The 14,089-nt window shown below is 43.7% G+C and carries 9 protein-coding genes; 4 read left to right on the forward strand and 5 right to left on the reverse strand.

Going from position 1 to position 14,089, the window contains the following annotated elements; all coding sequences use genetic code 11:
• Positions 1-156: 156 nt before the first annotated feature.
• The 3 genes from B9T26_RS01890 to B9T26_RS01900 are packed head-to-tail and all read right to left on the reverse strand — an operon-like array spanning position 157 to position 3,324.
• Entirely contained in the window at positions 157-888 is a 732-nt protein-coding gene (locus B9T26_RS01890) for an ABC transporter ATP-binding protein (RefSeq protein ID WP_086198119.1), read from the reverse strand.
• Complete coding sequence (locus B9T26_RS01895) at positions 881-2,104, reverse strand: ABC transporter permease (protein WP_086198120.1); 1,224 nt, start codon at positions 2,102-2,104, stop codon at positions 881-883. Before B9T26_RS01895 ends, B9T26_RS01890 begins: the two co-directional genes overlap by 8 nt.
• A complete protein-coding gene (locus tag B9T26_RS01900) occupies positions 2,101-3,324 on the reverse strand; it encodes an efflux RND transporter periplasmic adaptor subunit (RefSeq protein WP_086198121.1) in 1,224 nt (407 codons plus the stop codon). Before B9T26_RS01900 ends, B9T26_RS01895 begins: the two co-directional genes overlap by 4 nt.
• A gap of 369 nt (positions 3,325-3,693) precedes the next feature.
• On the opposite strand from B9T26_RS01900, the gene B9T26_RS01905 reads away from it, so the two are divergent.
• The 3 genes from B9T26_RS01905 to B9T26_RS01915 all read left to right on the forward strand — a co-directional run bounded on the left by B9T26_RS01905 (position 3,694) and on the right by B9T26_RS01915 (position 9,668).
• Positions 3,694-4,668 (forward strand): IS110 family transposase, encoded by a 975-nt coding sequence (locus B9T26_RS01905; RefSeq protein WP_086198122.1) that lies wholly within the window; start codon positions 3,694-3,696, stop codon positions 4,666-4,668.
• A gap of 717 nt (positions 4,669-5,385) precedes the next feature.
• Positions 5,386-6,567: an efflux RND transporter periplasmic adaptor subunit gene (locus B9T26_RS01910; protein ID WP_086198123.1), complete on the forward strand. Its 1,182-nt coding sequence runs from the start codon at positions 5,386-5,388 to the stop codon at positions 6,565-6,567.
• Positions 6,564-9,668, forward strand: coding sequence for a multidrug efflux RND transporter permease subunit (locus B9T26_RS01915; protein WP_086198124.1), 3,105 nt, complete (start codon positions 6,564-6,566; stop codon positions 9,666-9,668). Before B9T26_RS01910 ends, B9T26_RS01915 begins: the two co-directional genes overlap by 4 nt.
• Before the next feature lie 216 nt (positions 9,669-9,884).
• Here the strand turns inward: B9T26_RS01915 and B9T26_RS01920 are convergent, their stop codons facing one another.
• Complete coding sequence (locus B9T26_RS01920; protein WP_086198125.1) at positions 9,885-12,083, reverse strand: OsmC domain/YcaO domain-containing protein; 2,199 nt, start codon at positions 12,081-12,083, stop codon at positions 9,885-9,887.
• A 515-nt stretch (positions 12,084-12,598) separates the two neighbouring features.
• Between B9T26_RS01920 and B9T26_RS01925 the strand changes: the two genes are divergently transcribed.
• A complete protein-coding gene (locus tag B9T26_RS01925; RefSeq protein ID WP_086198126.1) occupies positions 12,599-12,874 on the forward strand; it encodes a hypothetical protein in 276 nt (91 codons plus the stop codon).
• 97 nt (positions 12,875-12,971) lie between these two features.
• Here B9T26_RS01925 and B9T26_RS01930 read toward each other — a convergent pair whose 3' ends face one another.
• Positions 12,972-14,087 carry an ABC transporter permease gene (locus B9T26_RS01930; protein WP_086198127.1) on the reverse strand — a complete coding sequence of 372 codons (1,116 nt, stop codon included), beginning with the start codon at positions 14,085-14,087 and terminating at the stop codon, positions 12,972-12,974.
• Positions 14,088-14,089: the final 2 nt, after the last annotated feature.

Consider the following 14,089-nt stretch of genomic DNA (forward strand, 5'->3'; position numbering starts at 1 on the left):
CATGACATCAAGGAAACCTGCACCCAAAATACATGCTCTTTCCTTATATTTTTTAACTTTTATGCTTTTAAATTTTTCTATTTCAGCATGATGTCACAGAAAAATTTACATCATCAAGCCAGAAGCATCATACATTTTTTAAAATGGGTGAGCGCTTTATTCCTTGGATACTTCCTCAACCCTCTGCTCTCTGGTATCACTTTGAATCAGGCCATCGACCAGGTTAATGGTTCGATCACAGGTCGCTGAAAGACGCGGATCATGTGTCACTAACAGCACAGCACAATCCCGTTCCTGATGTACCTTACGAAACAGGGCAAACATTTCTTCTGCAGTTTGCGTGTCCAGATTTCCAGTCGGTTCATCTGCCAGTAATAGAGCCGGATGGGTAATTAAAGCTCTGGCAATCGCTACACGCTGCTGCTGTCCACCAGACAGCTCATTTGGTTTTCGGTCAGCAAATTTTTCCAGCCCGACTGCCGAAAGTAATTCACGCGCCCTATCAATGGCCTGTTTATCAGGCCGACCGTGGGTCAGCATTAGAGGCATCAGGATATTATGCAGTGCAGTAAAGGCCTGAATCAGGTGATGAAACTGGAATACAAAGCCAATGCTATTGCCACGTAGTGCAGTCCGTTCAGTATCATCCATTTTACTGGTCGGTTGCCCCAGCAAATATAATTCCCCACTACTCGGCTGATCCAAGAGTCCCAAAATATTTAATAAGGTACTTTTTCCGGAACCTGAAGGACCAATCAGCGCAGCAAAATCTTGCCGTTCTATACATAGATCAATGCCATGCAAGACTTCCACCTCATTGGGCTGACCAATGTTATAGGATTTGCGTAGCGCCTCTAGACGCAAAACTTCCTGTGACTGTTCAGACATGACGAATTGCCTCCACCGGATCGAGTGCTGCCGCCCGACGTGCTGGTACAGCCGCCGCCAATACGCCAGTCAATGTTGCCAATAACAGGGCCCAAAATACCAGCTCAATCGGGACGGGAATATAAAACAGGCCGGGACCAAAATTATTAAATATCCAGACCAATCCATAACTGACTGCGCTGCCAATGGCCGAACCGATGAGTCCAAAAATCGCTCCCTGAAATAGAAACACGCTTAAAATTTGTGCTTGGGTAGCACCAGTGGCACGTAAAATTCCGATTTCCCGGGTTCGTTGCACCACGCTCACCGACATGACACTGGCAATACCAAAAGCCACAGAAACGGCGACAAAGATAATAATCATATTGGTGGAAAGACTTTGGGATGAAATCGCATTCATTAACTGGGCATTGCTTTTAATCCAGCTTTCAGCCTGTAAGGAGGTTAAACGTCCCACCTGATCTGCAATTTGATCGGCCTGAAAAAGGTCATTCACTCTCAGATCAATGACCGTCACCCCACCCGGCAGATTCAGCAAAGACTGCGCCTGTTTCAGATCCAGATATACATAGCGTGCATCCAGTTCACGCACCCCAAGTTCAAATATCCCGGCAGTATTGACCAAGGTACTCTTTTCCTGTCCGGTATCCAGCCGCAACTTGCTACCGACCTCAACACCGAGATCCTTGGCCAGTTCGCTACCAATCATCACATCATCTGCACCTACTCGCAGCTGACCACTTTGTAAGTATTTCTTTAAAGGAATAATCTGCTGATAACGTTCTGGATCAATACCGACCAGCGCGACAGATTCTATGGCTTCACCACGCTGTACCAGTGCTGGTCCGGAAACGGTCGGAGATACTGCGGTCAAAATGGGCAGCTGATCCAGTGTGCTAATGATTTGCTGCCAGTTATTGATCGAACGGAGTCGCTGGGCACGTTTATCTTCCAGTAGAAGCTGGGTCACCCCTTCTTTCGTCGGAGCCACCTGATTGACTTCATCCGGGGACAATAAGCGGATATGTGCCTGCGTCCCTAAAGTCCGTTCGACCAGATTAGATTGCAGACCCTGAATCAAGGCCGTAATAAATACAATCACAGCCACGCCTACTGCAACTCCGACAGTGATCATGATGGACTGTGCCCGGCCTTCACGTAAGAAACTGACCGCAATTGTCCATTCGGTCCATAGCCGTCCGAAAAATTTTTTCAATCGAATTTCACCGGTATTTCGTTTTTGGTATTGCTTTGGTTCGCAGGATTTTCAGTTAAGCTATTTTGTGGCTTTAAACGTACCCGGGCACCCTCTTCTAAAGCAGCGTCTGGATTGGCCAGCACTTGATCACCTTCATTCAAGCCTGAAATTACTTCAGAACGATCAAGTCCGCGCATTCCCAAAGTCAACTGCTGGCGTTGGACTTTGCCATTGCGTACCAGGAATACCGTGGCTTTATCTCCTTTTAGTCCAGTTAAGGCATCATTTGGAATGGCTAAAGCACGCTCGCGTCTACCCGTTTCTATATTCACCGATACCGTCATATCCTGACGCAGAAAATCAGGTACTGGATTTACTGTGAGCTTAAGTTCTACTGTACCGCGTTGAGGATCGACACTTGGAGCAATAAAATTAATCCATGCCGGAAAGGTTTTCTCTGGATATGAATCTGCAATCACGGTGGCTTTTTGCTGTAAAGCTAGCCGTGATAAATTGCGCTCATCCAGGGGTACACGGATTTCGGTATTACCATCGAGTGCAATGGTAAATAAGGTCTGGCCCGGCTGCACCAGATCGCCCGGTTCAACATTACGGGTCAGCACAGTGCCTGCCGCCGTTGCACGGATTTTTGTCTTGTCCAGTTGGGCACGTGCCACGGCGAGCTGTTCGCCTAATGAAGCCTCTTCAACCTGACCCGGTGCCAGTGCGGCTGCTTTCAAACGTGCTGTTTCAAAGTTATTACGCGCAACCCTTTCAGCTTCTACCGCCTTTTCAATTTCCTCAGCCGACAGGATGCCTGCCTCTGCATTACGTCGACGGGTTGCTTCACGGCTGGCCTGCTCAAGCTGGGCTTTGGCCGAGGATAATTCTGCTACTGCCTGCGGACGTCGACTTGTGGCTAATTCGGTCAGCGCAACTTCCGCCTGACGGACTTGGGCAGCCAACTCATCCGATTTCAGTACTACCAGCAGGTCACCCGGTTTGACTTGATCACCTTCCTGTACCCGTCGCTCTAACACCACACCAGTAATTTCACTGCCTACATCAGCACGCGAAACGGTAGCGACACGTCCTGTTGCCACTACATTTTGTACCAACGGCATAGCGCTTAAAGTATAGCTCGGCAATTCCGGCCCTTTCCACCAGCGGAAAAGCACAAACCCCACTGCCAGTATCAGCAAGAGAACAATCAAAATTTTATAGCCGGCAGCACGCAAATGGACATCTCCGATCGGGTTTTTAACTGCATATTCAATTAAAAAGATGTAGAAGTATTTAGTTTTTTCGTAATATGCAATTTTAATAAAAATAAGAGTAATTTTGAAATATTTATTTTTATCATTAATTTAGGCTATTAGAATAGATCTTGTATCTTGGAGCATGTAGTGATTAGCTTCCACTATATGCAAATAGTAGAGTTTGTAATAGACCTAAGACTTCTAGTCTGTGAAAGAGATAAAACCTGCTATTTGCCCTAACCACTTGCACAACTCTGGACGGTAACTAAGCACTTTGATGCTGTATTCACAAGAAAAGACGGTGGTTATGCTGTAAGAATAATTAAATAAATAAAGCAGGTAAAGATTATGTTTTATCTTGGTATTGATGTTGCTAAAGCTAAAATTGATTGCTGTTTAATTTTGGAAAATTCCGCAAGTAAAAAGAAAACCAAAACTTTTTCGAATATGCCAAAAGGTTTTGAACAACTTCAAACTTGGCTAAATCATCATGCTGCAAGCTCTACACAGACCATTATTTTAATGGAAGCTACTTCTATTTATCATGAACGCTTAGCTAAATCTTTATTTGGTGCAGGCTATCAAGTCTGTGTAACCAATCCTGCTAGAGCTCGATATTTTGCTCAGAGTATGTCTAAGCTGAATAAAACAGACAAGGTGGATAGTGAAGTTTTAGCTCGATTTGCGATGACTGCGGATCTACATTTTTGGCAGCCTTTACCCGCACATATTCAATTGCTGAATGCTTTGCTGGATAGAAGAGCTGTACTTTGTGAAGATTTACAACGTGAAAAAAATCGTTTGGAAAAAGCAGAGTCTACTTTCACGATAGAACCGGTACTTCAGTCTATCCATAAGAGTATTAAACAGTTAAACAAACACATTCAGGATATTGATCAGCAAATTGATGATCACATTGATCAAAATCCTGATTTAAAAAATGATAAAGAATTGCTCAGCAGTATTCCAGCCATTGCAGATCGAACCAGTTTATTAATGCTCAGTTTCTTGCGCAGCTATACTTTTGAAAGGGCCAGTCAAGCGGCCGCCTTTGTTGGCTTGGTCCCCATTCAAAGGCAATCAGGTAGCTCCATTCATGGCAAGAGCCGTTTATCCAAAGCTGGCTCTTCCAAAATACGTGCCGGTTTATATATGGCAGCCATTGTCGCAACTCGGCATAACCCCCACATTAAAGAGATGAATGAAAGATTATTGGCCAATGGTAAAACCAAGATGATGGCGATTGGAGCTGCGATGAGGAAGTTAGTTCATCTTTGTTATGGTGTACTCAAACACCAACGGCCTTATCAAGTAGATTATTGAGCATGAATTCTCAATAATTTGCTTGACGTTTCAGACGGTATCTCTTTCATAAATCAAAAAATGTTCAATATTTGATTTTTTTAAATCAGCACGGCTTCATTTGATTGATTTAATTTTTTACCTTTTTGTAGGCAATCTCTCTACTTTTGAAAGGCCAAAATGAGGATCTCAAAATATATTTGGAGTCCGCAAGAAAAATCTTTTATTTCCCATACACGACATCCTGAGCCAGTTTTAAGCACTGCTTTAAAATGCAGCGCAAGGGATGGGAAACGTGTGGCATCCATGCCACACTCATGAATCCAATACCGACTAAAAAGCTATTTTCAATTTTGGTTTTAAGAACAATTTTTAGTTTCTAAAATGATTTATGAAAGAAGTCTAATTTTACTCATAACCAATTTTATATTATTGAAGATCCTCATAGTTCCTACAAAATATATTCCTCATTAAATATTTTAAGTACTTATTGCAAGACGAGTAGCTTTTCCCGTTTTCACTCATGTTCAGAGATACCACGAATATTCCAGTCATCTTCGAGCACAAGGATGGTTTTATTTTTAATGGGAGAAAAATACGGATACATAATAATTTTTTTCGGTGCAAAACCTCGCACTATAATAAGATTTTTAACTTTTTACTGCTTCTCCAGACCATTTATATAATTTAAACGCCGCATTTAAACAAACCAGAATAATAATTGTAGGTGCTTTTCTCATGGATAAACGAGTGTTCTCCACTTTGCTCTTGCTACTGTGTACCTGCATGAGTGTAGTGGCCTGCCACAAGTCAGAAGACCAACAGCAGCAAACGCCGGATAGCACTGCGGCACAAGTGAGTATTTTCAAAGTACAGCCGCAAAGCGTGAATTTCAGTGAAAACCTGCCGGCACGTGTTCAGGCTTATAAAATTGCAGAAATTCGCCCTCAAGTGGGCGGTATTATTGAAAAAGTATTATTTACTCAAGGCTCTGAAGTTAAAGCTGGCCAAGCTTTGTTTAAAATCAATTCAGCCACCTTTCAGGCAGACGTTAACAGTAATCAAGCCGCTTTAGAGAAAGCGCAATCTGAAGTAGTACGTTTAAAAGTCCAGCTCGATCGTTATCAGCAACTCATCAGCAGCAACGCGATCAGTAAGCAAGAATTAAGTAATGCTCAGTCTGAGTATCGCCAAGCTGTCGCTGAGGTGGCACAAATGCGGGCACTCCTGACCCGTCAAAATCTGAATTTACAATATGCGACGGTTCGTGCCCCTATTGCAGGCCGTATCGGTAAAGTCCTCATCACCGAAGGTGCTTTGGTCACTCAGAGTGATCCCAATGCGATGGCGGTGGTTCAGCAGATCGATAAAGTCTATGTCGATGTGACTCAGGCCATTCATGACTATGAGCGATTACAGGAGGATTTAGAAAAAGGTGAATTGGCAAAAAGCGCGCATAATTCCATACAAATTCTCAACAGCCAAGGCCAGGCCTACGGCGTAACCGGACGCATCTTGTTCTCCGATACCAATGTTGACCCTGAAACCGGCGATGTCATTATACGGATCGAAGTCAATAATCCGGAACGTAAGCTGTTACCGGGCATGTATGTGCGAGTCAACCTGAGCCGGGCATCGGTGCCGAATGCATTGCTGGTACCGGAACAAGCGATTCAGCGCGATGATTCAGGTCATGCCCAGCTGATGGTCTTCACCCCAAAATCCACGGGCGAATTGCGTAAGGTGACTTTAGGACAGCAATACAAAGGCTATTACCTTGTCACCAGCGGTTTACAGGCAGGTGAAACTATTATCGTGGAAGGAATAGAACGTGTTTTGCCTGAACAAAAATTAAAGCCGGTGCAATGGAAAGCTCCTGTTGCTGCATCAGATGAATATAAAACAGGAGACCCATCATGATCTCTCAGTTTTTTATTCATCGCCCAATTTTTGCCTGGGTGATTGCGATTTTTATCATTCTGTTTGGGGTGCTGAGTATTCCTCAATTACCAATTGCACGTTATCCCTCTGTCGCACCGCCTCAGGTCAGTATTACAGCCATCTATCCAGGCGCGACGCCGCAAACGCTGAATGACAGTGTGATTGCTTTAATTGAAAGAGAAATCTCGGGTGTCGAAAGTCTGCTGTATTACAGTGCCACAGCCGATACTTCAGGCATTGCCACCATTACAGTCACCTTTCAGCCCGGTACGGATGTCGATCTGGCACAGGTAGATATACAAAACAAAATCAAGGCGGTTGAAGCACGTCTGCCACAGACTGTGCGCCAGCAAGGCTTAACCATTGAAGCTGCAGCATCAGGCTTCCTGATGGTCGTGGGATTAAAATCGCCCAATGATCAATATTCTGAGGTCGATCTCAGTGACTATATGGCGCGCAATGTGGTGGAAGACCTCAAGCGTGTCGATGGTGTGGGTAAAGTACAGAATTTCGGCGCTGAAAAGTCCATGCGTATCTGGGTTAAACCGGATCAATTGGTGGCCTATGGCTTATCGATTAAAGACGTGACGACCGCCATTCAAAACCAGAATATTCCGATTGCTCCCGGCCGTGTGGGTGATTTACCGGCTGTACAGGGCCAAATGATTAGTGTGCCTTTAACGGCAAAAGGTCAACTGGAAACCATTGAGCAATTCAAGCAGATCAGTTTGCGCGGTAGCACTTCAGGTGCCAGTGTACGTTTAGAGGATGTGGCGCGTGTAGAACTGGGTGCACAGAATCATAATTTTGCGATTTTCGAAAATGGCAAAGCCACCACAGCGGTTGCCGTTCAGTTAAGTCCAGGTGCAAATGCCGTTAAAACTGCTGAGGGTATTCACAGCAAAATTGCCGAACTGTCGCAAACACTTCCTAGTGGCATGGAATTTACCGTTCCCTACGACACCGCACCGTTTGTAAAAACTTCGATTGAAAAAGTGATTCATACCTTAATCGAAGCCATGCTGCTGGTGTTTATCGTGATGTTTATTTTCCTGCATAACATTCGCTATACCCTCATCCCTGCCATTGTTGCCCCGATAGCCTTGTTAGGTACCTGTGCAGTGATGCTGCTCGCAGGATTCTCCCTTAACGTACTGACGATGTTCGGTATGGTGCTGGCCATTGGGATTATTGTCGATGATGCGATTGTCGTCATTGAAAACGTGGCACGGATTATGGCCAAAGAAGGTTTAGCGCCGAAAGAAGCCACATCTAAAGCCATGACGGAAATCACCCGACCCATCATTGGGATTACCCTGGTCCTGACCGCAGTATTTTTACCAATGGCATTTGCAGGCGGATCGGTCGGGATCATTTACCGACAGTTTACCGTCACCATGTCCGTTTCGATCCTGTTTTCAGCCTTCCTTGCACTGACCTTAACCCCTGCACTCTGTGCAACCCTATTAAAACCGATTGATGCAAATCATCAAAAGCGGGGTTTCTCTGCTTGGTTTGACCACTTTTTTGAGGGGGTAACACATAAATATGAAAGCGTTTTATTAAAGATCGTCAAACATGTTTATCCAGCAATGCTGGTATTTGTAGCGATTACCACAGCCATGGTTTTTGCTTTCCGTGCTGTACCTAACGCATTTTTGCCTGAGGAAGATCAGGGCTGGTTTATGACGTCTTTCCAGTTACCGTCAGAAGCCTCACAACAACGCACCCAACATGTTATTCGTCAATTTGAACAGCATTTAAAACAGCGTCCTGATATTAAAGTCAATATGTCGATTTTAGGCTTTAGCTTTAGTGGTTCCGGTCAAAATATGGCTTTGGCCTTTACCATGCTCAAAGATTTTAAAGACCGCAGTGCCGGTGCAACAGCGCAGGCTGAAGCTGATGCAGTCAATATGGCCATGAGGAACAGTAATGAAGGCATGATTATGTCGGTACTTCCTCCTGCAATTGATGAGTTAGGTACATCTTCGGGGTTTAGTCTGCGTCTGCAAGACCGCGCTAATTTGGGCATCAGCAAGCTTTTAGCCGCACAGGGTCAGCTTTTGGGTATGGCGGCTGGAAACAAAAAACTGGCAGCTGTGTATCCTGAAGGCTTGCCGCCTGGCAGCACGGTGAGTCTGGAGATTGACCGTACCAAAGCTGAAGCGTTTGGCGTAAATTTCAGTGATGTTAATGACATTATCTCGACCTCCATGGGTTCAGCCTATGTGAATGATTTTCCAAACCAGGGCCGTATGCAGCAAGTCATTGTACAGGTGGATGCACACTCCCGGATGACCGTGCCAGATATCCTGACTTTAAAAGTTCAGGGATCCAACGGTCAATTAGTGACGCTGAGCGAGATTGTCACACCAAAGTGGCAGAAATTACCGCAACAATATAATCGTTACAATGGACGTTCATCGCTGAGCATTGGGGGAAGTGCCGCACCGGGCGTTTCTTCAGGCGAGGCCATGGCAGAAATGGAACAGCTTATAACTCAGCTGCCAAAAGGGATTGGCTATGAGTGGACCGGCCAATCTTTGCAAGAAAAGCAATCTGAAGCTCAGACGATTTTCCTGCTGGGATTGTCATTGTTAGTGGTATTTTTGGTCTTGGCAGCACTGTATGAAAGTTGGTCAATTCCCCTAGCGGTACTATTGGTTGTCCCTTTAGGGATCATTGGTGCAATCGTCGCCGTATTATTACGCGGCATTCCCAACGATATTTTCTTTAAAGTTGGCCTGATTACCATTATTGGGCTATCTGCAAAAAATGCCATTTTGATTGTGGAATTCGCCAAAGAATTGAAAAAAGAAGGCTTAAGCTTGGCTGAAGCAGCAGTTGCCGCAGCGAAATTACGTTTACGCCCCATTTTAATGACCTCTTTCGCATTTACCTTTGGTGTACTTCCCTTGGTCATGGCCAGCGGTGCAAGTTCGGAAACGCGACATGCCATTGGTACCGGCGTATTTGGTGGAATGATCAGTGCAACCATCCTTGCGATCTTCCTGGTGCCGGTATTTTTTGTTTTTGTACTGGGTTTATTTGATAAAAAGTCGGATCAAGGTCAATAAATCTTGGGTTGAAACCACGGTTCAATTTTTTAATAAGATCTATTTAAGGATTACTTGAATAAGTCTAATTATTTTCTGACCAAGCCAAATTTGCTAACTGAATGTTTTTACAGCAATAATTGAAATTGAACCATTTAAAGAAAACGGCTTATTCATCACGAATAAACCGTTTCTTGGATCTACATTAGAAGAAAACCTGAGTCATTCTCAATAATTTTACTTTGATAGCACTTTACCACGTGCCATATGCAATTTCTTGTAACTGTCAATCAGACGTAAATGCCGGTCCAAGCCTTCCAGTTGCATGCTGGTTTCAGTTAAACCATAGAAACGGATACTGCCTTCCATAGAACCGATCACCGCATCCATACGCTCATCACCAAACATACGGCGGAAATTGGCTTCGTAATCATTCAAGTCCATGTCATCATCAAGTTCTACTTCCAGAACCACATCCATGCATTGATAGAACAAGCCGCGCTCAACTGTGTTGGTGTTGTACTGAAGGAAGGTTTCCACTAGCTCTTTGGCTTCTTCAAATTCTTGTAAAGCAATATAAATCAGCAGCTTTAACTCGAGAATGGTGAGCTGACCCCAAACGGTGTTGTCGTCAAACTCAATCCCGATCAAAGTGGTGATGTCGGTATAATCATCCACTTCTACTTCTTCCAGACGCTCAACTAAAGCCACCAGCTGTTCATCATCCAAACGGTGCAAGTTCAAGATATCTTCACGGAACAATAAGGCTTTGTTGGTATTATCCCAAATTAAATCTTCAACCAGATAAATTTCCGAATAATCAGGCACCAAAATACGGCAAGCGGTTGCACCTAAATGCTCATACACCGCCATGTATACTTCTTTGCCCATGTCTTCCAAAATGCCAAACATGGTAGCGGCTTCTTCAGCATTGCTGTTTTGACCTTCGCTGGTAAAGTCCCATTCCACAAACTCGTAGTCAGACTTGGAGCTAAAGAAACGCCATGACACGACACCGCTAGAATCGATAAAGTGTTCAACAAAGTTATTCGGTTCAGTTACGGCATTGCTGCTAAAGGTTGGTTTAGGCAAATCGTTCAAACCTTCAAAGCTGCGACCTTGCAGCAATTCAGTCAGGCTACGCTCTAACGCCACTTCAAGTTTAGGGTGTGCGCCGAAAGAGGCAAATACACCGCCAGTACGTGGGTTCATCAAGGTTACACACATTACCGGATACTGGCCGCCTAAAGAAGCATCTTTAACCAGTACCGGGAAACCTTGCTCCTCCAGACCTTGAATCCCTGCCACAATGCCAGGATATTTGGCTAACACTTCTTCAGGCACATCTGGCAGTGCAATTTCACCTTCCAGAATTTCGCGTTTCACCGCGCGTTCAAAAATCTCAGATAAGCACTGGACTTGTGCTTCAGCTAGGGTATTCCCTGCACTCATACCATTCGAAAGATACAGGTTTTCAATCAGGTTGGATGGGAAATAAACCGTCTCACCATCGGACTGACGGACAAATGGCAGTGAACAGATGCCGCGCTCAGTATTGCCTGAGTTGGTATCATACAAATGTGTGCCTAGCAGTTCATCTTCAGGGTTATAAATATCTAAGGTGTATTCATCCAGAATTTCTTTTGGCAGTTCACCGTTCGGACCTGGCTTGAACCATTTTTCATCCGGGAAATGCACAAATTCTGCATTGGCAATGTCTTCACCCCAGAACTGGTCGTTATAGAAGAAGTTACAGTTTAAGCGTTCAATGAATTCACCCAGGGCCGAAGCCAAAGCACTTTCTTTAGTCGCACCTTTACCATTGGTAAAACACATTGGAGATTGCGCATCGCGAATATGCAAAGACCATACATTCGGTACGATGTTGCGCCATGAAGCGATTTCAATCTTCATACCCAAGTTCGCCATAATGCCGGACATATTGGCAATGGTTTGTTCTAATGGCAGGTCTTTACCCGGAATATAGGTACTGCTTTCTGTCGCCAAACTAGGCATTAGCAAGGCTTGTGCATCGGCATCAATGCTTTCTACTTCTTCGATTATAAATTCCGGACCGGTCTGGATCACTTTTTTTACCGTACAGCGATCAATTGAACGCAAAATGCCCTGGCGGTCTTTTTCGGAAATATCGGCTGGTAGCTCAACCTGAATTTTAAAAATCTGCTTGTAACGGTTTTCAGGGTCTACAATATTGTTTTGCGACAAACGGATGTTATCGGTCGGGATATCACGCGCTGCACAGTACACCTTTACAAAGTAGGCAGCACATAATGCAGAGGACGCGAGAAAGTAGTCGAATGGACCCGGCGCTGAACCGTCGCCTTTGTAGCGAATGGGTTGATCGGCGATTACCGTGAAATCATCGAACTTGGCTTCTTGTCGAAGGTTGTCAAGATAATTGACCTTAATTTCCATGCTGGCACCTAAATATTCTTATGTGTCAGTGCAACACATAAAAATCAAAAAAATAAAATATAAGCCGAATCAGGGATGAGAAATTGACTTAAGCAATAGTGTGACTAGTGCCATTCGTGCAGCGTTACGAACGACTGACCCTAGAAAGATGGACGGTATTATAGAGTGATTTTGCCTGATTGATAACTTTTGTCTGTGTTTCTCACCGATTTATGAGAAATGCTGATGCAAAGAGAACTTGGTTGAGACTGTATCAAATCAAGAATTTCAAAGCATTCTATCTACTGTGAATGTTTCAGTAGCTGTATCCCTTGATACTTGAGATTTTCGTTATACTTACTCATATTTATATTAAATAATTAAAATATATAAATTTATTTAAATTTAATTTTCAGATTCAATTATCGCTAGACACATAAGTTAAATAAAACCACTTGAATTTTTAATTTTACTTAATATAAATCAATGTGTTATAAGTCAATAATAGATAAACAAATATTGGAAAAAGATGCCCCATGGGAATTGCTATTTTCTGTCTGATTTTGGGTTTTATTGTGGGCTACTTATTTAAAGATACTCAACATAAAAAAGACACACCCAAAGCCAAAGTATCCCAAACCAGAAATGTATATTTAAGCTATAACGAAAGACAGCGGGCAAAAAATGGAAGCAAAGAATTCAAAGTCAAAGACTCGGAAGATGGGATACCCGTATTTTTATACAAAGCAATACTGTCCAGTGAAGCGATTGCGGAAGATAAATTATCACTCACCTCGAAGAAGGTCGCATAATGTATCTATATATGGCTGCTCAATTCAGGCTTGATATAAAACTTCACTATGGATTTTAGTCAATCTAGTTAATGACTCTATCCGGCTTATTTGTCCTTTATAAACGATTTCTAAACAGCCATGCCGCTAAAGGCAAGCTCACTATCGCCATCATCAGCATGGGAATAAAATCCCTTTTCACCTGACTAAACTGTGCTCCTTCCAAATATACGCGTTGTACCAGATCAATACCGAAGCGTAAAGGATTCACATAGGTTGCTATCTGTAAAAATTGCGGCATGTTTTGCACGGGAGTAAGCAGCCCTGATAGCAACATCAGCGGCATAATCAACAAGAAGGTAAACAGCATGGCTTGTTGCATATTCATTGAAAGCGCCGATATAGATAAGCCAATTCCGACCACGGCAATATTAAAAACCGCCAAGCCAAAATACAATAATCCCAGTGAACCATTCATGGGAATCTGAAACCAGAACAATATAATCAGCAGAATAATGGTGGATTGCATCATGCCAACAAAAATTGGCGGTAAAGCCTTGCCAATCATAATATGTAACGGTGTATATGGCGTGACAAGCAACTGGTCAAAGGTGCCCTGTTCACGTTCACGTGCAACCGATAAGGCCGAAAGCAACAAGGTTTGAATCATGCTTAAAGCGGCAATCAGTGAAGGCATCAGACCCCAGCGTGACTGCTGATTCGGGTTATACCAGGTTCTGGTTTCAATATTAACCGGTGAGATAGAACCCAGTTGTTGCTGATTAAATTGATTTACGACCGCATTGATATAAGCTCCCGCAGCTGCGGCGGTGGAAGAATTTCGCCCATCCAGAATCAGTTGAATGGCAGAGCTTTGTCCCTGATTCAGTTTAGTTTCAAAATCTTGTGGAATGCTAATCACTGCCAAGGCCGTCCGGTCATTCACCACCTGCTCAATTTGCTGATTATTTTCCAAGGTGGCTGTACGGATAAAAATGCCGGAACCATCCAGTTTAGACAATAATGCCGTAGCAACCTGCCCTTTACTTTGATCCAGCACCGCATAATTAACATGATTGACATCATAACTTGCAGCATAACCAAAAATCAGCGCCTGCATGAGTGCAGGTGCAAACAGAATAATGCGGTTGGCTGGATCACTAAAAATACTGAGAAATTCCTTTTTCACCAGACAGCTTAAGTGGTTTAACCAGGCGACTAGATGAGTGAGCATGA

This window comes from Acinetobacter sp. ANC 4169 (assembly GCF_002135355.1).
Taxonomy (GTDB): Bacteria; Pseudomonadota; Gammaproteobacteria; order Pseudomonadales; family Moraxellaceae; genus Acinetobacter.